Here is a 25,751-nt window from a genome sequence, read left to right as displayed (position 1 = left end):
CGTCGGGGCAGGCTTGCGGCCTGCTGTAGCGGCGGTGGCCGCGGCGTGGTCTTCGCCACACGGGTGGGCTCAGACGGCCGCCTCCACGCGGGGGGCGGTGGCCTTGGCGGTGACGTCCGCGGCGAGCTCGACCACGTCGGGGCCGTACGCCTCGGAGTTGATCACCTTGAGGACCAGCACGAAGGTGCCGGTCCTCCCGTACCGGTGCGCGAGTGCCCGGTGGTTGGCCACCAGGTAGCGCACGGCCGCGTGGTTGGAGGTCGCGGTCTGCCCGGCGATCAGGAACACCGGCCGGCTGTCCGGCCGGGCGTGCAGCCGGGCCAGCAGCACGTACGCCTGGCCGCCGGCGGAGCCCGCCGAGGGGTGGACGTAGGGGAACTCCTCGTCCCCGACCGTGAGGGTGGTGTCCCCGTGCGGACCGTCCGGGTTCTGCAGGGCGAACTCGATCCCGGGCAGCCAGGACTGCAGGTGGGCGACGGTCCGCTCGTTGCTGGCGGGGCCGCCCAGGCAGAACTCGGCCTTCTGGCCCAGCCCCTGCCGCACCTCGTCATGGGCGACCAGCTCGGCCCGGGCGCCGCACTCGCGGACCAGAGCCGACAACTCCATCAGCGCGTACACGTCGTTGCGCGACACGCTGCGCGAAGTCCCCTCCACGCCGCGGCGGTTGACCACCAGCAGGCACTCGGTCCCGGCGGGCATCCCGAAGAACTCCCGGACCCGGCCCAGCCTGCGGCGGCGCCGCAGGGACTGCGCGAGCCAGCCGATCCCGGCGCTGATCGCCGTGGCCACGAGCCCGAGGGCCACGTTCAGCACGCTGTCGGTCATTCCGCGCTCCCCTTCCGCTCCGGCTCCCGGCGCTCCGACTGCGCCACCCTATCGGCGCGGGCGCCCCCGTGGTGGTGGGTCCGGGCGACAGATGTACGAGCCCGGTTCTGTCCGGATCCGCACCGTCAGCTCGGCGTCGGACGTTCCGCCCGATCGGGTGCGTCCCGGACCGGTGGGCGGAAGTCGGGGTCCCCCTGGCCGCCCCCGGACCCCCATGGTTCAGACCATGGACGCCCGTCCGGGTCCCTTCCCGGCGCGCTGCGGGGCGGTGCGGGCCCGGCCGGGGGTGCGGGTCGGGTCCGGAGTGCGGGTCAGGTCCAGAGGTCGACGATCCGGACGTCGACCTCCGCCAGCAGCCGCCGCAGCAGCGGCAGCGAGAGGCCGATGACGTTGCCCGGGTCGCCGTCGACGCCCTCGACGAACGGCGCCGAACGGCCGTCCAGGGTGAACGCCCCGGCGACGTGCAGCGGCTCGCCGGAGGCGATGTACGCGGCCACCTCCTCGTCGTCCGGGGTGCCGAAGCGGACGGTGGTGGAGGCGGTGGCCGAGGACTGCCGCCCGGTGGCGGTGTCGATCACGCAGTGGCCGGTGCGGAGCACCCCGGACCGGCCGCGCATGTCCTGCCAGCGGGCCAGCGCCTCGGCGGCGTCGGCGGGCTTGCCCAGCGCCCGCCCGTCCAGCTCCAGGACGGAGTCGCAGCCGACCACCAGCTCGCTGGCGGTGAGCTCGGCGGCCACCGCCTTGGCCTTGGCCTCGGCCAGCACCAGGGCCAGCTCGGCCGGGGTCGGGGCGGTCAGCGCGTCCTCGTCCACCCCGCTGACCCGCACCACGGGGTCGAGTCCGGCCTGGCGGAGCAGGCCGAGCCGGGCGGGGGAGGCGGAGGCGAGCACGAGGGTGCGGCGGTCGGTCATGCGGTCCAGCGTAGGGGTTCCGTCCCGGCCCCCACCGGGGCGCCCGCGGATCAGGCCAGCAGCAGGACGGCCCCGAGCACGGCCAGCAGCGCGAGCAGCAGCCCGGCGCGGCGCAGCATCTGCTGCACCCGACGGGCCTCGGGCGACGGCTCGTCGCGGGGGTCTGACCAGAGCACCCCACCAGCCTGCGTCGGGCCGCCCGCGGCGCGCCTGAGTACGGGTACTCAAGTTCTCCGGCGGAGGTCCCGCGGAGGCCGCGCGGAGCCCCGGTGGAGGCCCGCTCGACAAATCTGACAATCAGTCACATTCATGTGAAGAAGGGCGAGACGGCATTGCGGGGCCCCCGGACCGGAGGCAAGGCTTGCCTGTGTTCCCCCCGTCCCCGCCCCAAGGAGATCTGCCATGTCCTCGGTGTCCCCGGTGCCCAGAGACGCTGTCGAGAACATCAAGCCCTACGCCCTCGGGCTCTTCCGGATCGTCACCGGCCTGCTGTTCGCCTGCCACGGCGCCGCCTCGCTGTTCGGCGTGCTCGGCGGTGCGATGGGCAAGGGCCTCACCGTCGAGACCTGGAGCTGGCCGGGCTGGTACGCGTCGGTGATCCAGCTGGTCGGCGGCGCCCTGGTGCTGCTCGGCCTGGGCACCCGAACCGCCGCCCTGATCTGCTCCGGTTCGATGGCCTACGCGTACTTCTCGGTGCACCAGGAGATGGCGCTCTGGCCGATCCAGAACGGCGGCGAGCTGTCCGCCCTGTTCAGCTGGACCTTCCTGGTGATCGCCGCCGTCGGCCCCGGCGCGCTGGCGCTGGACGGGCTGCTGGCCCGCCGCGGCCGGGCCGTCCCGGCCCCCGTCACCGCCTGACCCCTGCCCGACCCCCGGTTCCCGTCGCCTCACCCCTGACGGGAACCCCCGAGCACGCACGGCGGCCCGCCCCGGGACACGCCGAAGGGGCGCGGGGCGCCCGGACCGCCCTCCGACGGAGGTACGGATCCGGGCGCCCCGCGCCCTCGTGCCGTCGTGCCCGGGTCAGTGCGCCCAGGCCGAGGTGCGCCAGGCGTCCGGTCCGGGGCGGAGCGCCGGGCGGAGCCGGGTGGCGCGGTCGTTCCACGGGGTGGCCGGGCCGCCCGCGCGTCCGGCCGCCTGCGCGGCGGCCTGAGCGGCGGCGGCCCGGGCCTGGACCACCGCCAGGACGGTGGCCAGCTCCTCGGGGTTCGGCTGCCCGTGCAGCACCTGGATCGGGGCCATGCGGTTGTGTCCTCTCCGAACGGTCCTTTGCGACCGATCCGAACGGTCCTTTGAGACCGGCCGGCCATTGGGGGCGGCGTCGCGGGCCGATAGCTCTCGCCCCGCTCCTTCACCCACCCCCCAATGGCCGGGCGGTCTTACAGGGGGATGTTGCCGTGCTTCTTGGGCGGCAAAACCTCCCGCTTGCCGCGCAGCGCGCGCAGCCCGCGGACGATGTGCCGACGGGTCTCGCTCGGGGCGATGACCGCGTCCACGTAGCCGCGCTCCGCGGCCAGGTAGGGGTTGAGCAGGGTGTCCTCGTACGAGGCGAGCAGCTCGGCCCGCTTCTCGTCCAGGATCCCCTCCTGCTCGGCCGCGGCCAGCTCCCTGCGGTGCAGGATGTTGACCGCGCCCTGGGCGCCCATGACCGCGATCTGCGCGGTCGGCCAGGCCAGGTTGAGGTCCGCGCCCAGGTGCTTGGAACCCATGACGTCGTACGCGCCGCCGAACGCCTTGCGGGTGATCACGGTGATCAGCGGGACGGTGGCCTCGGCGTACGCGTAGATCAGCTTGGCGCCGCGCCGGATGATGCCGTCCCACTCCTGGCCGGTGCCGGGCAGGAAGCCGGGGACGTCGACGAAGGTCAGCACCGGGATGTTGAAGGCGTCGCAGGTGCGGACGAACCGGGCGGCCTTCTCGCTGGCGGCGATGTCCAGGCAGCCGGCCAGGTCCATCGGCTGGTTGCCGACGATGCCGACCGGGTGGCCCTCGACCCGGCCGAAGCCGGTGACGATGTTGCCCGCGTAGAGCGGCTGCACCTCGAGGAACTCGCCGTCGTCCAGGACGTGCTCGATCACCTTGTGCATGTCGTACGGCTGGTTGGCCGAGTCCGGCACGATGGTGTCGAGCTCCAGGTCCTCGTCGGTGATCGAGAGGTCGGCCTGCTCGGGGTAGACCGGCGGGTCCGAGAGGTTGTTGGAGGGCAGGTACGACAGCAGGTTCTTGACGTACTCCACGGCCTCCTTCTCGTCGGCGGCCAGGTGGTGCGCGTTGCCGGACTTGGTGTTGTGGGTCCGGGCGCCGCCCAGCTCCTCCATGCCCACGTCCTCGCCGGTGACCGTCTTGATGACGTCCGGGCCGGTGATGAACATGTGCGAGGTCTGGTCGGCCATCACCACGAAGTCGGTGACGGCGGGGGAGTACACCGCGCCGCCCGCGCACGGGCCCATGATCAGCGAGATCTGCGGGATGACACCCGAGGCGTGCACGTTGCGGCGGAAGATCTCGCCGTACAGGCCGAGCGAGACCACGCCCTCCTGGATCCGGGCACCGCCGGAGTCGTTGATGCCGATCATCGGGCAGCCGGTCTTCAGCGCGAAGTCCATCACCTTGACGATCTTCTCGCCGAACACCTCGCCGAGGGAGCCGCCGAAGACCGTGAAGTCCTGGGCGAAGACCGCGACCTGCCGGCCGTCGACGGTGCCGTAGCCGGTGACCACGCCGTCGCCGTACGGCCGGTTCTTCTCCTGGCCGAAGTTGGTCGAGCGGTGCCGGGCGAACTCGTCGAACTCGACGAAGGAGTCCTCGTCGAGGAGTTCGGCGATCCGCTCGCGCGCCGTCAGCTTGCCCTTGGCGTGCTGCTTCTCGACGGCGGCGGCGGAGCCTGAGTGCACCGCCTCGTCGAGTCGGCGCCGCAGGTCGGCCAGTTTGCCGGCGGTGGTGTGCGGGTCGAACGGGGCCTCGGTCATCCGGTGGCTCTCCCTGGTCCATGGGCCGCGACCTGACAGTAGGAGACATCCGGGCAGGGCGGCGTTGCGAACTACCGTTAAGTAGCGTAGCCATCGCGGGGCGTTTCGGGTTATGGCCAGCGACACAGTGTGTCCACGCGCCCGATGCGGGACGATGGGGCGGCGTACGACCACAGGCATGCGCCCGGGCGGGCCCCGGCCAAGCCCTAAGCTGACCCGGTGACCGAGCCGGAAGCCCCCCGTCCCCGCCGCAGCGGCCTGCGTGGCTTCGGCCACGACGGCCCGTCCCCCTGGACCGACCTGGAGCGCCCACCGCTGGACTCCGCCGCCCTCCGGGCCGACCTGGTCGTCCCCGGCGGCCTCTGGACGTCACTCGATGTGGTGACCGAGACCGGCTCCACCAACAGCGACCTGGCCGCCCGCGCCAAGGCCGGCGAGCCGGAGGCTGCGGTGCTGGTCGCCGAGTCCCAGAACGCCGGCCGCGGCCGCCTCGACCGCCGCTGGAGCGCCCCGCCCCGCTCCGGCCTCTTCCTCTCCCTCCTGCTGCGCCCCGAGGGCGTCCCGATGGAGCGGTACGGCTGGCTGCCGATCCTGGTCGGCACCGCGGCCGCCGCCACCCTCGGCCGGATCGGCGAGCTGGAGATCGGCCTGAAGTGGCCCAACGACCTCCAGGTCGTGGTGGACGGCACCGAGCGCAAGATCGGCGGCATCCTCACCGAACTGAGCGGCGGCGCCGTGATCGCCGGCCTCGGCGTCAACGTCACCCTGCGGGAGAGCGAGCTGCCGGTGCCCGCCGCCGCCTCGCTCGCCCTCGCCGGGGCGAAGGTGACCGACCGGCAGACCCTGCTCCGCTCCCTGCTGCGCGAGTTCGCCGAGCTGTACGGCGAGTGGACCGCCGCCGCCGGCGACCCGCACGCCAGCGGCCTGCTCTCCGCCTACACCGCCCGCTGCACCACCCTGGGCCGCCCGGTCCGGGTGCTGCTGCCCGGCGCCCGCGAGCTGACCGGCGAGGCGGTGGCGGTGGACGGCGACGGCCGGCTGGTCGTCCGCACCCCGGACGGCACCCGGCACCCGGTGGCGGCCGGGGACGTCGTACACGTACGGCCGCAGGTGTCTTAGCCCGCCGTGCCGCGCCGTCCGGGCGGGCCGTCGAGCGGTCCGGCCACCGGCCGGATGCCCCGGTTCGCGCGATTCCGTGCGAACATTCCACCTGGCAGCGGTGTGAGGCGCGCCACTACCCCCGGGTGGTCGTGCGCCACGGGACAGGCAGGACATGAGGCAAGTGCGGCAACCGCACGGGGACGGACCGGTGGCAGACCAGGGCGGCAATAGCAGCGGCGGCGGCGGCGAGAAGGGCGACCCGACGGTCGCCCTGGACCTGGAGCGGCTGATCCTGGACGCCCCGCGCCGGTACACCCCGTACCAGGCGGCCCGCGCCGCCGACGTCCCGATGGAGCTCGCCACCCGGTTCTGGCGGGCCATGGGCTTCCCCGACATCGGCCAGTCCCGCGCCCTGACCGACAACGACGTGATCGCGCTCCGCCGGCTGGCCGGCCTGGTGGAGTCCGGGCTGCTCAGCGAGTCGATGGCGGTCCAGGTGGCCCGCTCCACCGGCCAGACCACGGCCCGGCTGGCCGGCTGGCAGATGGACACCTTCCTGGAGAACCTCACCCAGTCCGTCGAGCCCGGGATGACCCGTGCCGAGGTCGCCTACCCGCTGACCGAGCTGCTGCTGCCGGAGCTGGAGCAGTTCCTGGTGTACGTCTGGCGCCGCCAGCTCGCCGCGGTCACCGGCCGGGTGGTGCAGGCCGCCGAGGACGCCGAGATCACCAGCGGCCGGCTCGCGGTCGGCTTCGCGGACCTGGTGGGCTTCACCCGGCTGTCGCGCCGGCTGGAGGAGGAGGACCTCGGCCTGCTGGTCGAGACCTTCGAGAACACCTGCTCCGACCTGATCGTCGGCCAGGGCGGCCGGGTCATCAAGACCCTCGGCGACGAGATCCTCTTCGTCTCCGAGGACCCGGCCACCGCCGCCGAGATCGCCCTCAGCCTGGTCGAGGCGCTCGCCGAGGAGGACGCCATCCCCGCCCTGCGGGTGGGCATGGCCTTCGGCACGGTCACCTCCCGGATGGGCGACGTCTTCGGCACCACGGTCAACCTGGCCAGCCGGCTCACCTCGATCGCACCCAAGGACGCGGTGCTGGTCGACGGCGACCTGGCCACCGCCCTGGAGCTGGGCGGTGTGGTCCCCGGCCACTCCGACCCCCCGCCGCCGCCCTCCGACCACCACCGCTTCCACCTCCAGCCGATGTGGCGCCGCCCGGTCCGCGGCCTCGGCCTGGTCGAGCCCTGGCTGCTCACCCGCGCACCCTCGGCCTGAGCCGCCCCCGGGGCGCGCCGCGTCCGACCGGATGGTTCGCCGCATGCCCAATCGGACATAACCGCACGAAATCGCCATAATCTGGGTCCAGGACGCGTGCGTGAGGGACGAGGCGATTCCGTGACCGGTGAGGCGACCATGACCGAGGACCTGCGGCTCCGGGCGGTGGTCGAGCTCGCGCAGGACATGGCGGGCGCGCTGACCCCGCTGGAGGCGGTCCGCGCCGCCGCGGTCCGGGCCACCGCCGCGCTCGCCGCGACCATGGCCGCCGTCTCGGTCTGGGACCGGGAGTCCGGCCGGCTGCGGGTCCTGGTGAACTACGGCGACCTCGCCCCGGGGGAGGAGGAGGCACCCGACGACGAGTCCTACCCGGTGGCCGACTTCCCGGAGATCGTCACGTACCTGGAGGAGCACTGGACCATCGGCCGGCTGCCCCGGGCCTGGGTGCAGACCGCCGACGACACCTCCCCGCACGCCCCCCACGCGCATCCGGGCGCGGGTGCCTTCTGCCAGCAGCGCGCCGCGGGACTGCGCCGGCGTGGACGGGAGTGCTGCCTGGTCGCGCCGATCGTGCTGCACGGCCAGGCCTGGGGCGAGCTCTACCTGGCCCGGGCTCTGGGCATGCCGCCGTTCACCGAGGCCGACGCCGACTACGCCACCCTGCTCGCCGCCCAGACCTCGGCCGGCCTCGCCCAGACCGAACGGGTCGCCGACCTGCGCCGACTCGCCTTCACCGACGCGCTCACCGGCCTCGCCAACCGGCGGGCCGTGGACGCCCGGCTGGAGAGCGCGCTCAAGGCACACAACCGGGACAACACCGTGGTCTCCCTGGTGGTCTGCGACGTCAACGGGCTGAAGCGGGTCAACGACCTGCACGGCCACGAGATGGGCGACCGGCTGCTGGAACGGTTCGCCCGGGAGTTGTCCGTCTGCGCCGCCAAACTGCCCGGCAGCCTGGCCGCCCGGCTCGGCGGCGACGAGTTCTGCCTGCTCGCCGAGGGCCAGCGGGCGGACGACGTGGTCGCCGTCGCCGAGGAGCTGTGCACCCGGGCCCTGGAACTCACCGAGGGCGAGGGGGTGGCCTGCGGGGTCGCCTCCACCGGCGACTCGATCGGCCCGGTGAGCACCGCCGACCGGCTGTTCCGGCTCGCCGACGCCGCCCAGTACCGGGCCAAGGCCGCCCGCGCCGCCCACCCGGTGGTGGCCGGCCGCAACCACGGACCCGGCTTCGCCCCCGACCCGACCGTGCTGCTCGCGGACGCCGCCGACCCCCACCACCGCGCCGACGGCCGCCGGGGCGGCCCCGGCCCGCGCCCCGCCAACGGCGACCGCCGCCGCTTCCGCGGCGCCGCGCACAGCGCCGACCCCGGCCAGCTGCTCGCCGCCGTCCTGGCCGCCCTCGACCAGAACGGCAGCCAGCCGGCCAGCCACACCGCCGACACCCTGGCCCGGCTCGCCGTGGTCGGCGAGACCGCCTCCCGGCTGCTCAACGCCGTCGGCTGGTGGATCTCGTACGTGCCGCCCGGCTCCCAGCTGATGCGGACCGCCCGGCACGCCGTGTACCGGATGACCAGCGGCCCCAGCAGCAACCGCGCCGAGACCCAGCGGGCCCGGATCGAGGCCCCGGACGCCGTCTTCGACCTCCGCCACTACCCGCTGACCCGGCGGGCGGTCTCCGGCGGCGCCTTCGCCCTGCGGGCCGGCGCACCGGGGAACGACGCGGCGGAGGAGGCCATGATGGTGGTCAGCGGCTACAAGGCGATGATCGCCGCGGGCGGCGGCAACCCCGCCGGCGGCTGGCTGCTGGAACTCTTCGCCGACGACTCCACCCTCCCCCTCGGCCAGGTCGTCGCCGCCCTCCGGGCCCTCGTCGCCGTCGCCCTCTCCGGCCCGTCCTCCCCGCCGCCGGCCTGACCCGAGCAGGCGTCGCGCCGCGGAGGCCCACTCACCGGGACTCGCATTACCGGGCAGCAGCTTCTCGCCCCGGGCGGCCGCGGGCTCCCGGTCCCTGAGTGGCTCGCGTCGCGCGGGTGCCGGCTCAGGGCGGGGCTCGTGCGTCACATCCCCGGAACAGTACGGTCCCGCGCCGTTCCCGGGCGGGCCGGGGCGTGCCACAGTGGGGCGGCAGTCCGAGATGAGGAGAGGTAATGCACAGACGTGTGGCGGGGGCTCTGCTCTCCCTGGTGCTGGTGGTCGGCGGCGTGACGCTGGCCGGTGGAACGGCGGTGGCCGCCCCGCGGACCGCCGCGGCGGTGGCGGCGGCGGGACAGGCGCCCGCCGGGGCGGGGGCCGCGCAGGCGGCCGCCCCGACGGTCCGCGATCACGCGAAGACGCAGGTCGCCGGCAGCAAGAGCAAGTCCAAGAGCAAGAAAAAGAAGAAGAGCGGCTTCCTCGGCTTCCTCATCGGCCTGGTGGTCGTGATCCTGCTGGTGGTCCTCGTGGTGGTGCTCATCCGCCGGCGGCGCCGGTCGTGATCCGGTCCGCGCGGGCGTAGACGTTGGCGCTCCGCCCGCGCAGGAACCCCACCAGGGTCAGCCCGAGCTCCTCGGCGAGGTCCACCGCCAGGGAGGAGGGCGCGGAGACGGCGGCCAGCAGCGGGACACCCGCCAGCGCCGCCTTCTGCGTCAGTTCGAACGAGGCCCGGCCGCTGACCAGCAACAGGTGCCCGGTCAGCGGCAGCAGGCCCTCCCGCAGGGCCCACCCCACCACCTTGTCGACGGCGTTGTGTCGTCCGACGTCCTCGCGTATGCAGAGCAGTTCGCCGCGGGCGTCGAAGAGCCCGGCCGCGTGCAGCCCGCCGGTGGAGTCGAAGGTCCGCTGGGCGGCCCGCAGCCGGTCCGGCAGGGCGTAGAGCACCTCCTGGTCGACCGTGAGGGCGTCCTCGTCCACCTTCCAGCGGCTGTGGGTGCGGACCGCGTCCACGGTGTCCCGGCCGCAGAGGCCGCACGCGCTGGTGGTCAGCAGGTTCCGGTGGGCGGAGAGCGGGATGCGGCCGCCGCGGACCGCCGCGTCCACCACGTTGTAGGTGTTGGCCCCCTCGGCGTCGGTGCCGGCGCAGTAGCGCAGGCTCGTCAGCTGGTCGGCGCCGTGCACCAGGCCCTCGCCGACCAGGAAGCCGGCCACCAGGTCGAAGTCGTGGCCCGGCGTCCGCATGGTGACGGTCAGCGGGTCGCCGCCGAGCCGGATCTCCAGCGGTTCCTCGGCGGCCAGGGCGTCCGGCCGTGTCCGTGGTCCGGCCTCGCCCAGCCGGACCACCCGTCGCCGTACCGTCGCCCGCGCCATCACCAGCACCTCCTGTTTCCCCAGTACACCAGTTGTCAGATTCTCATTCACCTGATTCGATTGTGCATATGGATATGCACAGTGCTGTGGCCCCCGACGCGCCCGTGGTCCAGGTCGGGAAGGCCGACGTCACCGCCGAGGACGTCCTCGCCGTCGCGCGAGGCAATGCGCGGGTCGAGATCGGCCCCGACGCGCACGCCGAGATGGCCGCCGCGCGCGCCAGGATCGACGCCCTGGCCGCCGAGCCCCGGCCGGTCTACGGCGTCTCGACCGGCTTCGGCGCGCTCGCCGTCCGGCACATCAGCCCGGAGCTGCGCGCCCAGCTGCAGCGCTCGCTGGTCCGCTCGCACGCCGCCGGCATGGGCCCGTTCGTCGAGCGCGAGGTCGTCCGCGCCCTGATGTTCCTGCGGATGAAGACCCTCGCCTCCGGCCGGACCGGCGTCCGCCCGCTGGTCGCCGAGACCATGGCCGCCATCCTCAACGCCGGCATCACCCCGGCGGTCCGCGAGTTCGGCTCGCTCGGCTGCTCCGGCGACCTCGCCCCGCTCTCGCACTGCGCGCTGGTGCTGATGGGCGAGGGCACCGCCTTCGGCCCGGACGGCGAGGAGAAGGACGCCGGCGAGCTGCTGGCCGCCGCCGGCATCGAGCCGGTCGAGCTGCTGGAGAAGGAGGGCCTGGCCCTCATCAACGGCACCGACGGCATGCTCGGCATGCTGGTGATGGCCCTCGCCGACCTCCGCCGGCTGTTCACCACCGCGGACATCACCGCCGCGATGTCCCTGGAGGCGCTGCTCGGCACCGACAAGGTGCTCGCCCCCGAGCTGCACGCCCCGATCCGCCCGCACCCGGGCCAGGCGCTGAGCGCCGCCAACATGCTCGCCGTCCTCAAGGGCTCCGGCCTCACCGGCCACCACCAGGACGACGCCCCCCGCGTCCAGGACGCGTACTCGATCCGCTGCGCCCCGCAGGTGGCCGGCGCCGGGCGCGACACCCTGGCGCACGCCGCCACCGTCGCCGACCGCGAGCTCGCCGCCTCGGTGGACAACCCGGTGGTCCTGCCCGACGGCCGGGTCGAGTCCAACGGCAACTTCCACGGCGCCCCGGTGGCGTACGTGCTGGACTTCCTCGCCATCGCCGCCGCCGACCTGGGCTCGATCTCCGAGCGCCGCACCGACCGGCTGCTGGACAAGGCCCGCTCGCACGGCCTGCCGGCCTTCCTGGCCGACGACCCGGGCGTGGACTCCGGCCTGATGATCGCCCAGTACACCCAGGCCGCCCTGGTCAGCGAGAACAAGCGGCACGCCGTGCCGGCCTCGGTCGACTCCATCCCGTCCTCCGCCATGCAGGAGGACCACGTGTCGATGGGCTGGTCGGCCGCCCGCAAGCTGCGCCAGACCGTGCAGAACCTCACCCGGGTGCTGGCGGTGGAGCTGGTCGCCGCCGGCCGCGCGCTGGAGATCCGCGCGGAGGGCGGCAGCGGCCCGCTCGCCCCGGCCACCGCCGCGGCCATCGCCGTCGCCCGCGAGGCCGGCGTCGGCGGCCCCGGCCGGGACCGCTTCCTGTCGCCCGACCTGGAGGCCGCGGCCGCGCTGGTCGCCTCCGGCGCCCTGGTCGAGGCCGTCGAGAAGGTCACCGGGCCGCTGGCCTGACCCCGGGCCGGAGCGGGCGGGCCTCAGTCCCACCCGCTCCGGCGCCGCTCGGCCTTCCGCTCCGCCACCGCGGAGGAGACGTTGATCCCGACGATCCCGGCCCAGCAGACCACCAGGCCGAGCGGCCCGGCGCCCTCCACGGCGATCGCGCTGAGCGGCACGCCCATGACCAGCGACAGGATCTGGATCACGAAGCCCCGGCCGCGCCCGCGCTGGGCGTGCTCGTGGGGGTGCCCCGGCGGCCCGAACGGCGCGGGGGAGGGACGGCCGGCGCCGCGGGCGGCCATCCGCTCGTCCAGCCGGGCCAGGAAGGAGTCGATGATCTCCGACTCGTACTCCTTGCCCAGCTCCTTGCGGGTCTGCACGGCAGCGTCGAGATCGCGCCTCAGTTCGTCCTGGCGAGTGTCCATACCGGACATGGTGGGCGCCGCCGGGCCGGCCGAGCCACCGCGGGAGGGCGTTTTCGGGGGCGGCTCAGGGAGAAATCAGGGAGACCCCGAGAATCGAGGCGTCCCGCTGTTCGAAACGACATTGCCCGCATGCCAGGACTGCGCCACAGTCGTCCCTGCCGCCGCAGCCACCGGCGGGCCGCAGATCCGCCACCCGTGGAGGTACCCGAGATGACCGCGCTGGACGAGAACGGCACCGTGGGCCCCTCGGCCCGCCTGCTGCAGCTCTTCGAGGGCCACCGGCTCACCCCCACCCAGCGGCGGATCGCCCACTCCCTGGTCCGGCACGCGGCCGAGGCGCCCTTCCTCTCCAGCGTGGAGGTGGCCGAACTCGCGGGCGTCAGCCAGCCCTCGGTCACCCGGTTCGCGGTCGCCCTCGGCTACGACGGCTACCCGGCCCTGCGCAAGCAGCTGCGCGAACTCGGCGCGGGCGAGGGCACCGCCCCCGAGACCCCGGACGAGGCCGCCCGCAACGAGCACCAGCAGGCCGTGCTCGCCGAGATCGCCCACCTGCGGCACCTCGCCGACCTGCTCGCCGACCCCGAGCCGGTGGTCCGCGCGGCCCGTCTGCTCGCCGCCTCCCGGCCGCTGCCGGTGCTCGGCCTGCGCGCCGCCTCCGCCCAGGCCCGCGGCTTCGCGTACTTCGCCGCCAAGGTGCACCCCGACATCCGGCTGCTGGACGAGGGCGGCTCGATGCTCGCCGACCGGCTGGAGCAGGCCGCGGCGGCGGGCGCCTCGGCGCTGCTCTGCTTCGCGCTGCCGCGCTACCCGCGCGAGCTGATGGACGCCCTGGCGGTGGCCCGGGACTGCGGGCTCACCGTGCTCACCGTGGCCGACTCCGCCTTCGCGCCGGTGGCCAAGCTCTCCGACCTGCTGCTGCCGGCCGCCGTCGGCAGCAGCCTGGTCTTCGACACCGCCTGCGCGCCGATGATGCTCGGCCGGGTGCTGCTGCAGACCATGTGCGACGAGATCCCCGGCGCCGAGGCCCGGTTGGAGGCCATCGAGCAGTCGGCCGCGGCCCGCGGGCTGTTCCTGGAGTAGCCGCGCGGGCCGGCCGCTACCGGGCCTGTCGGCCCTCCGTCGAGCGGCCCTCCAGCGAGTGGCGCAGCCGCTCCAGGGTGGTCCGCATCCCTGCCCGGTTCACCGCGGCCCGGTCCTCGGCACGGGTGCCGGAGAAGATCCGGCCGAGCACCTCGGTCAGCCGGGCGCCGCGTCCGCGCCGCAGGTCCGTCCAGTACTCGGTGACCGTGCTGCCACCGTCCCCGGCCGGCTGGAACCGGTACCCCCACTCGGCCACCGGCAGGCCGAAGGTGACCACCCGGAAGGCGAACTCGCGGCCCTGGTCGGCCACCGTGACCCGGCCGGTGGTGAACCACAGGAGCCACCCCTTGCGGTTCCAGCCCACGAACCGGGTGCCCACCCCGGCCGGCCCCCGGCGCACCCACACGGCCCGGCACTCCGGGCTCCACTCGCCCATCCGGCGGAGCTCGGCCACCGCCCGGTAGGCGACCTCCGGCCGGACGGCGACGGTTGCGCTCTCCTCGACTGCCCACTGACGGTCCATCGGGCGAGCGTAGCGGGGGGCCGGCGCGGCCCGGTCGGCGGGCGTGCCGCCGTGCCGGGCCCCGCCGGGCCGGTGGGCTCAGCCGGTCACTTCGGCAGCTCGACCGACTGCGAGTGCCGGAACACGTTCTGCGGGTCGTACTTCGCCTTGACCTGCTGCAGCCGCGGGTAGTGGTCCTTGTAGTAGAGGGTGCTCCAGGGGACGCCCGAGGTGTTCTGCGCGGGGTCGACGATGTCGGTGTCCGGGTAGTTGATGTAGCAGCCGTCGGTGCGCGGGCCGGGCACCGGGTAGCCGCCGCCGGAGGAGTACACCTGGGTGTAGATCTCACGCAGCCAGGCCACGTTGACGGCGTCGTCCGAGGCCTTCGACCACTGGGTCGAGAACAGGGCCTTGAAGACGGAGTCCCGCTGGGCCGAGGCCGTGTCGGTGGCGCCCACGGTGTTGACCTTGGAGCCGTAGCCGAACAGCATCACGTTGGCGACCGGGTTGACGTAGTCGGTCCGGGTCAGGTGCTGGTAGAGCGAGGCGATCTGGTCCTCGGCGAAGCCCTTGCGCATGTAGGCGGACTTGTTCGCCGAGCGCAGGGTGGGGTTGGTCAGCGAGGGGTTGTTGGTGCCGAGCAGGCGGACCGAGGTCAGCCAGGGCAGCTTCTTGGGGGTGAAGAACGCCGGCAGGGGGCCGTGCTCGCCGACCGGGGTGGTCAGCGGCTGGGTCTGCACCCCGGTGGTGTTCGTGATCTCCCAGAGGTAGTCCTCGACCACCTTCTGGGCGTCGGGCAGCGAGGCGTCGATCTGGGTGATGATGCCGATGTTGCCGTTCGACTTGTGGTTCATCACCAGCAGGCTGGTCAGCGCCGAGGCGGTGGTGCCCACCGTGCTGTTGCGCTCGTGCCACGTGCCGTACGCGCGGACCAGGTTGCTGAACTTGGTCTGGTCGAAGTCGGCCCAGGGCAGGGCGACCGCGCTCAGCAGGACGTCCTTCGGCGGGCGCATCAGGAACTGCGCGGGCTGGCTGCCGGTCGCCCCCGGGGAGCGGAACCAGTAGCGCGTGATCACACCGAAGTTGCCGCCCCCGCCGCCGGTGTGCGCCCAGTAGAGCTCCCGGTTGGGGTCGGAGGTCTCCCGGGTGGCGATCACCGCCTTGGCCTTGCCGGCACTGTCCACGACCACCACCTCGACCGCGTACAGGTGGTCGACGGTCAGGCCGAACTGCCGTGAGAGCAGGCCGAATCCACCACCGGAGACATGGCCGCCGATGCCCACCGAGTAGCACAGGCCGCCGGGCAGGGCCACGCCCCAGCCCTTGTACAGGGACTGGTAGACGTGCAGCAGCGTCGAACCGGCCTCGACCGCGAAGGCGTTGCGGGTCTTGTCGAAGTAGACCTCGTCCATCTGGGTCATGTCGATGACCCGCTGGACGTCGGGGTTGAAGACGAAGTCGGCGTAGCAGTGGCCGCCGCCGCGGACCGAGATCCGCTTGCTGTAGTTGACCGCGTCCTGGACCGCGGCCACCACCTGGGCGGTGTTGCGCACCAGCACCACGGACTCGGGAGTGCCGACCCAGCGGGTGTTGTGGCCGACCGTGATCTCCTGGTACCGGGGATCGCTCGGGATGACGGAGACGGCCGGCAGCGCCGGGGGCGTCGTCGTGGTGGTGCCGGTGGTGTCGTCCGTGGCGGAGGCCGCGGAGCCGAGCCCGATCTGCGCCGCCGTCACGCCGGCGACGGCCGCGGTGCCGGAAAGGACGGTGCGCCTGCTCAACTTACCCATATGAGGTAACTCGTTCCCTCTCTAGAAAACGGGAAGGGCAGAACTCCGACCGGCCGATGCCCGCCGGACCGCCATGCACTCCGCCCCCGCTGAAGTCCTGACAACCATCTCGCCCGTCCAAGACCGCGGGCGCCGCTGCGGCGCCCCGGCGGTCGGAGGCAAAGATGCGTGGGAATGGCCGGCCGGCTCCGGATTCGCGCCGTACAGGCGGTCTCGGGCCCGTTCCCCGAATGAACTCGCGGGCCCGCGTCAGCGGCCCGGCTCCCCCCACAGTGCGAGATCGAACAACAGGCCGTATTCCTTTGTCAATCCTCGCCGAACGGCGTCCACCGGAGGAGGTGTCACGGCGGACTCCTCCTCCTTTGGTGGATTCCGTGCTCCTCGGGACGAGAGGGGAGCGGCGGATTTCATCCGCCGGCCGATGACCCGCGGTACCGGCGGGACGGAGAGTCTTTCCGTACGGAAGCGTCCGAGCGCCGGAGCGCCCGAGGCCAACCGCTGTGGAGGGAAAACCATGCAACCGTTCTACGAACTGTCCGACGCGGAGCGCGACGAGCTGGCCGCGGTCCTGGGCGCCGTCCGCGAGAACCCGTACGAGGACTACCCGGTCTTCTCCCGCGCGGTCGCCGCCGTGGTGGAGCGCGGCGCGGTGCCGGAGTTCTTCACCAAGGTGACCGGGGAGATCCGCGCCGAGCGCGAGTCGGGCCGCTCGGACGCCCACGTGCTGCGCAACTGCCCGATGGACCCGGAGGTCCCGGAGCTCGACCACGACGACCCGCTCGCGGACAAGTACGCGAAGAAGAAGACCTTCGTCGGCGAGACGCTGCTGGAGCTGTTCGGACAGCTCACCGGCACCCCGCTGCTCGCCTACGACACCCGGTTCAACGGGGACTTCTTCACCGACGTCGTCGCGATCAACCGCTACAGCGGCAAGCAGACCGGCTTCAGCGACGGCGAGCTGGTCTTCCACAACGACCGCACCGCCCACCCGGTGCGGGCCGACTTCATCTCGCTGCTGGGGATGCGCTGCCCCGAGGGCGACTACATCTACACCGGCTTCGTCGGGGGCCGCAGCCTGCTGACCCACCTCACCGACGAGGAGCAGGAGATCCTGCGCAAGCCGTACTTCATCACGCCGTTCGACGTGTTCTCGCGGGACAACAACAGCAGCCTGACGGTCTCCGAGGCGCACCCGATCCTGCTGCGGCAGCACAGCATCCGCTACCTCGACACCCACACCACCGTCGCGCCGGACAGCCCGCCGGAGGCCAAGGACGCGCTCCTCGCGCTCAAGAACGCCCTCGTCCGGGCGGACAAGACCCGCCACCGGATCCTGACCGGCGACCTGTTCTCCTTCGCCAACCAGGACGGCCTGCACAGCCGGGACAAGGTGGAGATCAACGACCCGGTGCGGGCCCGCGAGCGCTGGCTGCTGAAGACCTACGCCTTCCGCGACGAGGCGGCGGCCGAGCGCCACGCCGACCGGTGGATCGACGGGGTCCGGGGCCGGGTCGGCGACTGACGGCCCGCCGGCCCTGGAGGCCGGGAAGCCGGGAAGCCGAAGGCCGGGGGCCCGCCGCTCGGGCGGGCCCCCGGCCTCCCCGGTTCACTCCGTGCGGCCGAGCGCCCGCTGCATCAGCAGCACGGCTTCGAGCCGGTTGCGGGCGCCGAGCTTGCCGAGCGAGTGCGAGATGTGGCTCTTGACCGTGGCCGGGGAGACGTTGAGCAGGGCCGCCGCCTCGGCGGTGGAGCGCCCCTCGGCGAGCAGGGCCAGCACCTCGTGCTCGCGGTCGGTGAGCGCGGGCAGTCCGCGTCCGGACGGGCCGGGGCCCCCCGGCGCCGTGGCGGGCCCCCCGCCGCCGGCGCGGGAGGCGTCCCGGTACAGCCCGAAGAGCTCCGGGGAGAGCACGGTGTGGCCGGAGGCGACCGCGCGGGCCGCGGCGGCCAGGCCGCCGATCCGGGTGTCCTTCACCAGGCAGCCGGCGACCCCGGCGGCGAAGGCGGCGTCCAGCCGCTCCCGGCTCCAGCCGATGCCGACCAGCAGCACCCGGATCTTGCCCCGGGCCAGTTCCCGCAGGATGTCCTCGTGGTCCTCCTGGGGGCCGACGGCCAGGATGGCCACGTCGACCTGCTCCAGCGGCCACTCCCGTAACGGTCGCCGCATGTCCACGCTGGCGACGAACCGGATCTGGTCGGTCTTGCGCAGGACGCTCTGCAGGACGTGCCGGGAGATCGGGTCGTGGTCGGCGAGCAGAACGCGCGGTTCCGGTTCGGGCACGCTCCCGTTCGCGAACCACTCGTCCTGGAATATGTGCGTCTCCATGGGAGTTCCCCCTTGTCCTCCACGGATCCGTGGGCACAGCAGATTTAATCTCGGCGCAACAAAGCGCCCCCCCGAGGCCCTATTGTCGATTGGCTGCGAACCAGCCGTGCCGAACGTCACACATTCACAGTGTGAGGCAGATCTCTATGCACCGTATACATCTCTCAAGGTAAGTTAACCATACGTCAGCATCGTGACGGGGCGGGGGCCGGGGAACTCCGGGGAGTCGATCGGGGCGACATTTTCCCCGCTTTTCGTCGAATTGGTACAGCACTGGCATCAGGGGGTTCGAAGTCACATGGGTTCGACATTGGCGCAGAAGACCTGGGACGCACACGTCGTGCGGCACAGCGCCGCGGGGGACGATCTGCTCTACATCGACCTGCACCTCCTGCACGAGGTGAACACGCCGCAGGCGTTCGACGACCTGCGGGCCGCCGGACGCACCGTGCGCAGGCCGGACCTGACGGTCGGCACCGAGGACCACAACACCCCCACGGTGGCCATCGACAAGGTCATCCAGGACCCGGCGGGCCGCCGGCAGTGCACGCTGATGCGCCAGAACTGCGAGGAGTTCGGCATCCCGCTGCACCGGCTCGGCTCCGACGGCCAGGGCATCGTGCACGTGATCGGCCCGGAACTCGGCCTCGTCCGCCCCGGGATGACGATCGTCTGCTGCGACTCGCACACCACGACCCTCGGGGCCTTCGGGGCGGTCGCCTTCGGCATCGGCACCAGCCAGGTCGAGCACGTGCTGGCCACCCAGACCCTGGCGATGAGCCGGCCCAAGGACATGGCCGTCACCGTCACCGGCCGGCTCGCCCCCGGCGTGACCGCCAAGGACCTGGTCCTGGCCATCATCGCGAGGATCGGCACCGGCGGCGCCCAGGGCCACATCGTCGAGTACCGGGGCGAGGCGGTCACCGCCCTGTCGATGGAAGCCCGCATGACGCTCTGCAACATGACGGTCGAGGCCGGCTCCCGGGCCGGACTGATCGCCCCCGACGAGACCACCTTCGCCTACCTCAGGACCCGCCCCGGGATGCCCCAGGGCGCGGACTGGGACGCCGAGGTGGCCTACTGGCGCACGCTCCGCAGCGACGAGGACGCGGTGTACGACAAGGAGGTCGTCATCGACGCGGGCACCGTCACCCCGTACGTGTCCTGGGGCAACAACCCGGGCCAGAGCATCCCGCTGGACGGCCGGGTGCCGGCCCCCGAGGAGTTCACCGACCCCGAGGAGCGGGTCGCGGCCGAGCGGGCGCTGGCGTACATGGACCTGCGGCCCGGCGCGGCGATGCGGGACCTGTCCGTCGACGCCGTCTTCCTCGGCTCCTGCACCAACGGCCGGATCGAGGACCTCAGGGCCGCCGCCGAGGTCCTCAAGGGCCGTAAGGTCGCGGACGGCCTCCACATGATGATCGTCCCCGGCTCGGCGGCGGTCCGCCGCCAGGCCGTCGAGGAGGGCCTGGACGCCGTCTTCGCCGAGGCCGGCGCCGACTTCCGCCCGGCCGCGGGCTGCTCGATGTGCGCGGCCCTCAACGAGGACCGCCTGCGCCCCGGGCAGCGCGCCGCCTCCACCAGCAACCGCAACTTCGAGGGCCGGCAGGGCAAGGGGTCGCGCACCCACATCGTCTCGCCCCCGGTCGCCGCCGCCACCGCGGTCGCCGGCCGCCTCGCCGCCCCCGCCGATCTGTGAGGTCCCGTCCCATGGAGAAGTTCACCGCCCACACCGGCACCGCCATGCCGCTGCGCCGCAGCAACGTGGACACCGACCAGATCATCCCGGCACGGTTCGTCCCCTACTTCAGCTGGAAGGGCCACGCCAACGCGCTGTTCGCGGACTGGCGCGACGACCCGGCCTTCGTCCTCAACCTGCCCGAGCACCAGGGCGCGACGGTGCTTGTCGCCGGGATGGACTTCGCCACCGGCTCCTCGCGCGAGTCCGCGGTCTGGGCGCTGCAGCGCTTCGGCTTCAAGGTGGTGATCGCCCCGCGCTTCGGTGACATCTTCCGGGGCAACTCGCTGATGCGCGGCCTGCTGACCGTCACCGTCCCGGCCGAGGTGGTCGACCGGCTCTGGCGGCTGATCGAGGCCGACCCGGCCGTCGAGGTCACCGTCGACCTGGAGCGGCTCCAGGTGCGCTGCGCCGACATCGTCCAGCCGTTCACCCTGGACGAGGACGCCCGCCGCCGCCTGCTCACCGGGCTCGACGCGATCTCCGACACCCTGCGGTACGCCGACGAGATCGAGGCGTACGAGCGCGGCCGCCGCGCCGCCCTGCCGACCACCTAGGGCCTGACCATTCCCACCGCGCGGTACGGCGAACGGCTCCCCGCGTCCGCCCGGACCCCGGTCCGTCCGGACGCGGGGAGCCGTTCGCCGTCCGGGTCCGGGCCTGCCCGGACCGGTCGCGGACGACGAGCGGAGGACCGAGGAATGAAGCTCTCACAGATCACCGTCTTCGTGGCGATAGCCGACACCGGCAGCTTCACCAACGCCGCGAAAGCGCTGTCGATCAGCCAGTCCGCGGTGAGCCACGCCATCGCGGGACTGGAGGCGTCGCTGGGCGTGGCGCTGATGAAGCGCGACCGCAGCGGCGTGGAGCTCACCGGCGTCGGCCGGCGGGTGCTCACCCACGCCCGTGAACTGCTGCTGCGCGCCGAACAGATGCGCGTGGAGGCGGACACCGTGCGGACCGACGTCGGCGGCACGATCAGGATCGGGACGAGCCAGAGCTTCGCCGCCAGGCTGCTGCCGCGGCTGATGACGGAGTTCCGCGCGAGGCTGCCGCACGTCGACATCCTCCTGCGGGAGGGGACGGACAAGCAGATCACCGACTGGCTGCGCGGGTACGTGATCGACGTCGGGATCGTCACCCTGCCGAAGAAGGACCTGACGGTGACCCCGCTGATGCAGGACGAGGTGTTCGCCGTCCTCCCCGGCGACCACCCGCTGGCCGCCAGCGAGAGCCTGGCGGTCCGGCAGCTGGTGGACGAGGAGTTCGTCATGCCGGTCGGCGCCGTGGAACCGATCCTGCGGACCGTCTTCCGCACCGTGGGCCGCGAGCCGACCGTGGCCTACCGGGTGCACGGGGTGAACGCGCTGCTGGCGATGGTGGCCGAGGGGCACGGGGTGACCGTGGTGCCGGCCCTCGCCATGCCCGGCACCCTCCCGCCCGACGCCGACCTGCGGGCCGTCCCGTTCAGCCCGCCGGTCTTCCGCCACCTCGGGATCGGGGTGCGCACGGCGGCCCGGAACGCGCCGGCGGTGGCGGCCTTCGTCTCCGCGGCGCAGGAACTCGCCCGGAGCGAGGGGTGGAGCCGGCCGGCCACGGGGGAAGCGGGACGCTGATCCCCGCGGCCGGCCGTGCGGCGCCCGGACGCCGTTGTCCGGGCACCGGGCCGCTCAGCGCCCGGCCGAGGTCCCGACCAGGGCCGAGGCCTGCGCCGGGGCCTGCGCCGAGACCTGAGCCGGGGTCTGCTCCGACCCGGCGCCGGCTCCGGCGTCGGCGTTCCCAGCCCGGGCGGCCAGCGCATGGACCGCGATCGCGTCGGCGTCGTGGACGAAGTCGCTCCACAGCCCCGGACGGCTGCTGCCGACCTGGGTGAACCAGCGGGTGTGCTCGGTCGGGATGCCCAGGACGTACAGCCCCTCCTCGGGCCGGCCGTCGGCGCCCACCGGGTGGTACGGGGAGCCGGTCACCGCCACGCCGCCGGTGTCGAACGCCTGGGCGCCGTGCCGGTTGACGTAACTGGTCCACACGCCCCGCTCGCGCAGGCGGGAGGTGAGCGGGGCCGGGTCCAGACGGACGTCGGGGTTGGGGATCCGGGCGTCGATCACGTGGTCGACGGCGACCTCGGACCCGGCGACCCGGGGGGAGGAGACCAGGAAACGGCCGGTCGCCTCGTCGCCCACGATGCGGGTGTCCGGCCCGGCGATCCGCAGCAGACCCCGGGCGATCAGCGCGGAGGCCTGCTGGAGGCGGACCCGCGGCGGCCCGGCCGCGAGGAAGGAACTCCGCGGCACGTACCAGCCGAGGAAGTCGGACCGGTGGGAGGCCGGGTTCAGGCCCGAGAAGTCCACGAACTGGCGGATCACCCACCGGGTGTCGCGCAGCACGTCGAGGGCCGCCTTGAGCGGCGAGTCGACGTTGCCCCGCTCCGCGTGCTCCAGGTCCTCCCGGACGGCGGCGGTCAGCGCCTCCTCGAAGGCGTGCGGGTCGGCGAAGGTCCGCCGCTCGAACGGCCGGGCCAGCCGGTCGAGGTCCATCCGCGGCAGGTCGCCCACCCCGTGCCGGGCGGCCGCCGCCGCGACGTCCGGCAGCGGCGCGTCCAGGGCGACCGCCAGCTCCGCGGTGAGGGCGGCGGCCGCCTGCTCTCCGCTCCGCTGACGCAACTCCGTGCCGTAGTAGACGAGTTCGACCTCGGCCAGAAGCCACGGCAGGACGTCGGAGGCGAAGTCGTACGGCGCCTTGGGGCGGTGGTGGCGGATCCGCTCGGGCGTGAACAGGACCGGCCGGTAGGGGTTCAGCGCGGACTTCTGGTTGCGGCCGCGGGCCGGCAGCAGCATGCCGCTGCGGGAACCGGCCACCATGAAGGGCTCCCGCCCGCTCGGGACGTAGCGCAGCACCCCGGCGTCGTCCGTCACGAACCGCCCGCCGCGCCCGATCGTGAACGCGGCCATCACGTCGTAGAAGGACAGGCCGAGGCCGAGGATGCCGACCTCGGCGCCGGCCGGCACCGCCTCCAGCGGCATGTCGGCGGCCGAGTCCCCGCGGATGTAGCGCAGGTGGGGGCGGTCGGAGGCGAACTCGGCGAGCGCCCGCTGCTCCCCGGCGGCGGCGGGCCGGGCGTGCCCGGTGGTGAGCACCACGCGGTCCACCGGCAGCCGGGTGCCGTCCGCGAGGGTGAGCCGGTAGCCGGCGGCGGTGCGCTCCAGGTCCTGGACCGCGGCGGTGACGCGGTGCAGCCGGGCGTGGGCCGGCAGCCCGCCCTCCACCGCGTCCAGGACGAAGCGCAGGTAGCGGCCGTAGACGGCGCGCGGCGCATAGCTGTTGGGCCCCGGGTGGTCCGGGTCCGAGGCGCTCCACCACTGGCCGAAGGAGGGGCCCGCGCCGGCCCTGGCCGGTCCGGAGTCCGGGGTGCCGGAGAAGGCGGAGATCTCGTCGGCCACCGTGTTCATCATGAACCACTCGGGCTGGTCCGATCGCCACACCCGGCCGCAGCCGACCTCGACCTCGTCGATCAGGTAGAGCTCCACCGGCCCTGCGGGAGCCTCCTCGGCCAGCCGGGCGGCCAGCCGCTCGGCCACCATCAGGCCGCGCGGGCCGCTGCCGACCACCGCGATCCGGTGGGCGGGGGCTCCTGAAGGTCGGGTCGTCACACGGTCATCCACCTGTCCACCTCTGAAATAGCTGACAGCACACCCGGAACGGAAAGAAAGGAGCGTGACCGTCCGCTCCGGAGGAACGCGGTCCCGCCGGCGGCACACGGGTCGGAAGCCTGGGCTGAGTCCTGGCGAAAATGGCCGGATCCTGGCACTTCGACCGCCACTTCGCCGAGCGTATGCCGGGATTGGTCGCCGTTCAATGCCGATTACCTCATGCCATGCATGAGCATCCTTCATGCATGTCCGGAAAGTCCGGCAGCAGGGGAAGAGCGGCTTGTGTCCGCCGAATTCTTGCCCGGATATGCCGTGGCTTGTCCTGTTGCGTCACCGTCAAAAGCCGTCCACGGGGTCGCCCCGGCGCTGGGGTACGCTGCGTCGTAGCTGCACGAACTGTTGACTGGCAAGGGCCAGTCGGGTACGTCCGGGGGGGATCAATGTCGCGACGGCCGGCGCTGCTGATACTGGATCTGATCAACGAGCTCGTTCACCCTGACGGGAAATACGCCGGCGAGGGCTTCTGTGAGCAGGTGGCCCGACGGGGTGTACTCGAACGGGCCGCCACCGCGATCGAGCGGGCCAGGCTCTCCGGAATTCCGGTCGTCTACGTGGTGGTCGGATTCTCGCCGGGATATCCCGACTGGCCCCGGGCCTCGCCGCTCTTCGCCGAGGCCCGCCACGGCGACCGGGTGGTGCTGGGTACCTGGGGCACCGAGGTGCACAGCGCGCTCGAGCCCGCCGACGGCGAGCCGATCGTCGAGAAGCGCCGGGTCAACCCCTTCCTCGGGACGCACCTGGAGCTGCTGCTGCGCAACCTCGACGTCAACACGCTGCTGCTGACCGGGGTGACGACCGACCTGGTGATCCTCTCCACCGCCCGCGAGGGCCACGACCGGGACTTCGCGGTCGAGGTCCTGGAGGACGCCACCGCGACCTCCGACCAGGACCTGCACGACGCGGCCCTGAAGCTCATCGCGCGCACCGCGACCGTCACCACGGTCGACGAGGCGCTGCCGGCGCCGGCGACCGCCGGGGTGTCCGGGTGAAGGGGCGTGTGGCCCGCCGTTTCGCGGGGATCGAGAGGTCGGCGACCGTCGCCCTGCTCGACCTGGTGCAGTCGCTGCGGGCCGAGGGGGTCCAGGTGCTCGACCTGGGCGGCGGGGAGCCGGACTTCGACACCGCCGACCACATCTCGGCGGTGGCCACAGAGGCACTGAGGGACGGCTTCACCCACTACACCGCCAGCCGCGGCCTGCCCGAACTGCGGGCCGCGATCGCCGAGAAGCTGGCCGAGGAGAACGGGATCGGGGTCGACCCGGCGACCGAGGTCATCGTGACGCCGTCGGCCAAGCACGCGCTCTTCGTCTCCGTGATGGCGGTCCTGGACCCGCTGGACGAGCTGATCGTCCCGACGCCCAGCTGGGTGAGCTACACGTCCATGGCCCACCTGGCCGGCGCCCGCCCGGTCGCCGCCGAGCTGCGCGCCGACGACGGGTTCCGGATCACCCGGGACCTCCTCGAACGCCACGTCTCGGACCGGACCAAGGCGATCCTGGTCAACACGCCGAACAACCCGACCGGCCGGGTGCTCAGCCGCCACGAGGCCGAGGCGGTGGCGGAGTTCGCCGTCGAGCACGACCTCTTCGTCATCGCCGACGAGATCTACGAGAAGATCCGCTACGACGGGCACGAACACATCAGCCTGGCGAGCATGCCCGGCTGCGCGGAACGCACCCTGACCGTCAACGGGTTCTCCAAGGGCTACGCCATGACGGGGTGGCGCCTGGGGTACGTGGCCGGCCCCGCCGAGGTCATCGGCGAGGTGCTGAAGGTCCACGAGCACACGGTCGGGTGCACCAGCTCCTTCGTGCAGCGCGGCGGTGTGGCGGCCCTGACCGGCCCGCAGGACGCCGTCGAGGAGATGGCGCGGGAGTACGCGGCCCGCCGGGCGCTGATCGTCGACGGCCTCAACGCCTTGCCCGGCGTCCGGTGCGCGGCTCCGGAGGGCGCGTTCTACGCGTTCGCCGACATCCGGGAGGCCGGCCTCGGCTCCGCCGCGGACTTCAGCCGGTGGGCGCTGGAGGAGGCCGGGGTGGCCCTCACGCCGGGTTCGGCCTTCGGCCCGGGCGGCGAGGGGCACGTACGGCTGTCGTTCGCGACCTCGCGGACGGTGATCGAACAGGCCCTGGAGCGGATGGACGCCGCCCTGCGGCGCGCCGCGCGCTGATCCGGACCGGCCACGGCG

Annotated in this window: 23 protein-coding genes and 1 pseudogene; 13 read left to right on the top strand and 11 right to left on the bottom strand. The window is 73.2% G+C overall.

Annotation, left to right across the window (positions count from 1 at the left end):
• Nucleotides 1–69: 69 nt before the first annotated feature.
• The 3 genes from ABWK59_RS13965 to mmpB form a co-directional block, all read right to left on the bottom strand.
• Complete coding sequence (locus ABWK59_RS13965; RefSeq protein ID WP_354640904.1) at nt 70–825, bottom strand: hypothetical protein; 756 nt, start codon at nt 823–825, stop codon at nt 70–72.
• 311 nt (nt 826–1,136) lie between these two features.
• Nucleotides 1,137–1,736: a nucleoside triphosphate pyrophosphatase gene (locus ABWK59_RS13960; RefSeq protein ID WP_354640903.1), complete on the bottom strand. Its 600-nt coding sequence runs from the start codon at nt 1,734–1,736 to the stop codon at nt 1,137–1,139.
• Between the two features lie 50 nt (nt 1,737–1,786).
• Nucleotides 1,787–1,912 (bottom strand): morphogenic membrane protein MmpB, encoded by a 126-nt coding sequence (gene mmpB / locus ABWK59_RS13955; protein WP_354640902.1) that lies wholly within the window; start codon nt 1,910–1,912, stop codon nt 1,787–1,789.
• A 226-nt stretch (nt 1,913–2,138) separates the two neighbouring features.
• On the opposite strand from mmpB, the gene ABWK59_RS13950 reads away from it, so the two are divergent.
• The gene (locus ABWK59_RS13950; RefSeq protein ID WP_354640901.1) at nt 2,139–2,594 is read left to right on the top strand and encodes a DoxX family protein; all 456 of its coding nucleotides are present in this window, start codon (nt 2,139–2,141) and stop codon (nt 2,592–2,594) included.
• 165 nt (nt 2,595–2,759) lie between these two features.
• Here the strand turns inward: ABWK59_RS13950 and ABWK59_RS13945 are convergent, their stop codons facing one another.
• Both ABWK59_RS13945 and ABWK59_RS13940 read right to left on the bottom strand, forming a co-directional pair.
• Nucleotides 2,760–2,978 carry an acyl-CoA carboxylase epsilon subunit gene (locus ABWK59_RS13945; protein ID WP_354640900.1) on the bottom strand — a complete coding sequence of 73 codons (219 nt, stop codon included), beginning with the start codon at nt 2,976–2,978 and terminating at the stop codon, nt 2,760–2,762.
• A 137-nt stretch (nt 2,979–3,115) separates the two neighbouring features.
• A complete protein-coding gene (locus tag ABWK59_RS13940) occupies nt 3,116–4,705 on the bottom strand; it encodes an acyl-CoA carboxylase subunit beta (RefSeq protein ID WP_354640899.1) in 1,590 nt (529 codons plus the stop codon).
• Between the two features lie 219 nt (nt 4,706–4,924).
• Here ABWK59_RS13940 and ABWK59_RS13935 point away from each other — a divergent pair, with 219 nt between their 5' ends.
• The 4 genes and pseudogenes from ABWK59_RS13935 (at nt 4,925) to ABWK59_RS13920 (ending at nt 9,556) form a co-directional block, all read left to right on the top strand.
• Complete coding sequence (locus tag ABWK59_RS13935; RefSeq protein WP_420492779.1) at nt 4,925–5,824, top strand: biotin--[acetyl-CoA-carboxylase] ligase; 900 nt, start codon at nt 4,925–4,927, stop codon at nt 5,822–5,824.
• A 190-nt stretch (nt 5,825–6,014) separates the two neighbouring features.
• Entirely contained in the window at nt 6,015–7,082 is a 1,068-nt protein-coding gene (locus ABWK59_RS13930; protein ID WP_354640898.1) for an adenylate/guanylate cyclase domain-containing protein, read from the top strand.
• 138 nt (nt 7,083–7,220) lie between these two features.
• Nucleotides 7,221–8,408, top strand: a pseudogene (locus ABWK59_RS13925) (diguanylate cyclase domain-containing protein); the annotation flags it as partial.
• An 821-nt stretch (nt 8,409–9,229) separates the two neighbouring features.
• Complete coding sequence (locus ABWK59_RS13920; RefSeq protein WP_354640897.1) at nt 9,230–9,556, top strand: hypothetical protein; 327 nt, start codon at nt 9,230–9,232, stop codon at nt 9,554–9,556.
• Here ABWK59_RS13920 and fdhD read toward each other — a convergent pair.
• Nucleotides 9,531–10,364, bottom strand: a complete 834-nt coding sequence (fdhD, locus tag ABWK59_RS13915) for a formate dehydrogenase accessory sulfurtransferase FdhD (RefSeq protein WP_354644945.1) — start codon at nt 10,362–10,364, stop codon at nt 9,531–9,533. The two genes, ABWK59_RS13920 and fdhD, sit on opposite strands and share 26 nt — an antisense overlap.
• A 68-nt stretch (nt 10,365–10,432) precedes the next feature.
• On the opposite strand from fdhD, the gene hutH reads away from it, so the two are divergent.
• Nucleotides 10,433–12,013, top strand: coding sequence for a histidine ammonia-lyase (hutH, locus tag ABWK59_RS13910; RefSeq protein ID WP_354640896.1), 1,581 nt, complete (start codon nt 10,433–10,435; stop codon nt 12,011–12,013).
• A gap of 23 nt (nt 12,014–12,036) precedes the next feature.
• On the opposite strand, the gene ABWK59_RS13905 is transcribed toward hutH, so the two are convergent.
• Nucleotides 12,037–12,423: a hypothetical protein gene (locus ABWK59_RS13905; protein WP_354640895.1), complete on the bottom strand. Its 387-nt coding sequence runs from the start codon at nt 12,421–12,423 to the stop codon at nt 12,037–12,039.
• A 210-nt stretch (nt 12,424–12,633) separates the two neighbouring features.
• On the opposite strand from ABWK59_RS13905, the gene ABWK59_RS13900 reads away from it, so the two are divergent.
• Nucleotides 12,634–13,503: a MurR/RpiR family transcriptional regulator gene (locus ABWK59_RS13900; RefSeq protein ID WP_354640894.1), complete on the top strand. Its 870-nt coding sequence runs from the start codon at nt 12,634–12,636 to the stop codon at nt 13,501–13,503.
• Nucleotides 13,504–13,519: 16 nt separating this feature from the next.
• Here the strand turns inward: ABWK59_RS13900 and ABWK59_RS13895 are convergent, their stop codons facing one another.
• Nucleotides 13,520–14,026, bottom strand: coding sequence for an SRPBCC family protein (locus ABWK59_RS13895; protein WP_354640893.1), 507 nt, complete (start codon nt 14,024–14,026; stop codon nt 13,520–13,522).
• An 86-nt stretch (nt 14,027–14,112) separates the two neighbouring features.
• Nucleotides 14,113–15,795 carry an FAD-binding oxidoreductase gene (locus ABWK59_RS13890; RefSeq protein WP_354640892.1) on the bottom strand — a complete coding sequence of 561 codons (1,683 nt, stop codon included), beginning with the start codon at nt 15,793–15,795 and terminating at the stop codon, nt 14,113–14,115.
• A 514-nt stretch (nt 15,796–16,309) separates the two neighbouring features.
• Between ABWK59_RS13890 and ABWK59_RS13885 the strand changes: the two genes are divergently transcribed.
• On the top strand, nt 16,310–17,317 hold the full coding sequence (locus tag ABWK59_RS13885) for a TauD/TfdA family dioxygenase (protein WP_354640891.1): 1,008 nt from the start codon (nt 16,310–16,312) through the stop codon (nt 17,315–17,317).
• A gap of 84 nt (nt 17,318–17,401) precedes the next feature.
• Here ABWK59_RS13885 and ABWK59_RS13880 read toward each other — a convergent pair whose 3' ends face one another.
• Nucleotides 17,402–18,118, bottom strand: a complete 717-nt coding sequence (locus ABWK59_RS13880) for a helix-turn-helix transcriptional regulator (protein WP_354640890.1) — start codon at nt 18,116–18,118, stop codon at nt 17,402–17,404.
• Between the two features lie 298 nt (nt 18,119–18,416).
• Between ABWK59_RS13880 and leuC the strand changes: the two genes are divergently transcribed.
• From leuC to ABWK59_RS13865, 3 genes are all read left to right on the top strand, one after another.
• Nucleotides 18,417–19,817: a 3-isopropylmalate dehydratase large subunit gene (gene leuC / locus ABWK59_RS13875; RefSeq protein WP_354640889.1), complete on the top strand. Its 1,401-nt coding sequence runs from the start codon at nt 18,417–18,419 to the stop codon at nt 19,815–19,817.
• Between the two features lie 11 nt (nt 19,818–19,828).
• Entirely contained in the window at nt 19,829–20,413 is a 585-nt protein-coding gene (gene leuD, locus ABWK59_RS13870; RefSeq protein ID WP_354640888.1) for a 3-isopropylmalate dehydratase small subunit, read from the top strand.
• A 144-nt stretch (nt 20,414–20,557) separates the two neighbouring features.
• Nucleotides 20,558–21,472 carry a LysR family transcriptional regulator gene (locus ABWK59_RS13865; RefSeq protein WP_354640887.1) on the top strand — a complete coding sequence of 305 codons (915 nt, stop codon included), beginning with the start codon at nt 20,558–20,560 and terminating at the stop codon, nt 21,470–21,472.
• A gap of 54 nt (nt 21,473–21,526) precedes the next feature.
• Here ABWK59_RS13865 and ABWK59_RS13860 read toward each other — a convergent pair whose 3' ends face one another.
• Entirely contained in the window at nt 21,527–23,503 is a 1,977-nt protein-coding gene (locus ABWK59_RS13860) for an FAD/NAD(P)-binding protein (RefSeq protein ID WP_354640886.1), read from the bottom strand.
• Nucleotides 23,504–23,643: 140 nt separating this feature from the next.
• Between ABWK59_RS13860 and ABWK59_RS13855 the strand changes: the two genes are divergently transcribed.
• Nucleotides 23,644–24,552, top strand: a complete 909-nt coding sequence (locus tag ABWK59_RS13855) for a cysteine hydrolase family protein (RefSeq protein ID WP_354640885.1) — start codon at nt 23,644–23,646, stop codon at nt 24,550–24,552.
• Complete coding sequence (locus ABWK59_RS13850; RefSeq protein ID WP_354640884.1) at nt 24,549–25,733, top strand: pyridoxal phosphate-dependent aminotransferase; 1,185 nt, start codon at nt 24,549–24,551, stop codon at nt 25,731–25,733. Before ABWK59_RS13855 ends, ABWK59_RS13850 begins: the two co-directional genes overlap by 4 nt.
• Nucleotides 25,734–25,751: the final 18 nt, after the last annotated feature.

It is taken from the genome of Kitasatospora sp. HUAS MG31, assembly GCF_040571325.1.
In the GTDB taxonomy this organism is placed as follows: Bacteria; Actinomycetota; Actinomycetes; order Streptomycetales; family Streptomycetaceae; genus Kitasatospora; species Kitasatospora camelliae.
The sequence above is the reverse complement of the archived record's forward strand: the minus strand, read 5'-3'. Positions and strand labels throughout refer to the sequence as shown.

Excerpts from the sequence above, each read along its gene's own strand:
- ABWK59_RS13865 (WP_354640887.1), top strand. The coding sequence starts at position 20,558 with ATGAAGCTCTCACAGATCACCGTCTTCGTGGCGATAGCCGACACCGGC.
- ABWK59_RS13880 (WP_354640890.1), bottom strand. The coding sequence starts at position 18,118 with ATGGAGACGCACATATTCCAGGACGAGTGGTTCGCGAACGGGAGCGTG.
- ABWK59_RS13945 (WP_354640900.1), bottom strand. The coding sequence starts at position 2,978 with ATGGCCCCGATCCAGGTGCTGCACGGGCAGCCGAACCCCGAGGAGCTG.
- ABWK59_RS13940 (WP_354640899.1), bottom strand. The coding sequence starts at position 4,705 with ATGACCGAGGCCCCGTTCGACCCGCACACCACCGCCGGCAAACTGGCC.
- ABWK59_RS13950 (WP_354640901.1), top strand. The coding sequence starts at position 2,139 with ATGTCCTCGGTGTCCCCGGTGCCCAGAGACGCTGTCGAGAACATCAAG.
- leuC (WP_354640889.1), top strand. The coding sequence starts at position 18,417 with ATGGGTTCGACATTGGCGCAGAAGACCTGGGACGCACACGTCGTGCGG.
- ABWK59_RS13905 (WP_354640895.1), bottom strand. The coding sequence starts at position 12,423 with ATGGACACTCGCCAGGACGAACTGAGGCGCGATCTCGACGCTGCCGTG.
- hutH (WP_354640896.1), top strand. The coding sequence starts at position 10,433 with ATGGATATGCACAGTGCTGTGGCCCCCGACGCGCCCGTGGTCCAGGTC.
- leuD (WP_354640888.1), top strand. The coding sequence starts at position 19,829 with ATGGAGAAGTTCACCGCCCACACCGGCACCGCCATGCCGCTGCGCCGC.
- ABWK59_RS13920 (WP_354640897.1), top strand. The coding sequence starts at position 9,230 with ATGCACAGACGTGTGGCGGGGGCTCTGCTCTCCCTGGTGCTGGTGGTC.
- ABWK59_RS13885 (WP_354640891.1), top strand. The coding sequence starts at position 16,310 with ATGCAACCGTTCTACGAACTGTCCGACGCGGAGCGCGACGAGCTGGCC.
- ABWK59_RS13900 (WP_354640894.1), top strand. The coding sequence starts at position 12,634 with ATGACCGCGCTGGACGAGAACGGCACCGTGGGCCCCTCGGCCCGCCTG.
- ABWK59_RS13895 (WP_354640893.1), bottom strand. The coding sequence starts at position 14,026 with ATGGACCGTCAGTGGGCAGTCGAGGAGAGCGCAACCGTCGCCGTCCGG.
- ABWK59_RS13855 (WP_354640885.1), top strand. The coding sequence starts at position 23,644 with ATGGCCGGATCCTGGCACTTCGACCGCCACTTCGCCGAGCGTATGCCG.
- ABWK59_RS13890 (WP_354640892.1), bottom strand. The coding sequence starts at position 15,795 with ATGGGTAAGTTGAGCAGGCGCACCGTCCTTTCCGGCACCGCGGCCGTC.
- fdhD (WP_354644945.1), bottom strand. The coding sequence starts at position 10,364 with ATGGCGCGGGCGACGGTACGGCGACGGGTGGTCCGGCTGGGCGAGGCC.
- ABWK59_RS13965 (WP_354640904.1), bottom strand. The coding sequence starts at position 825 with ATGACCGACAGCGTGCTGAACGTGGCCCTCGGGCTCGTGGCCACGGCG.
- ABWK59_RS13960 (WP_354640903.1), bottom strand. The coding sequence starts at position 1,736 with ATGACCGACCGCCGCACCCTCGTGCTCGCCTCCGCCTCCCCCGCCCGG.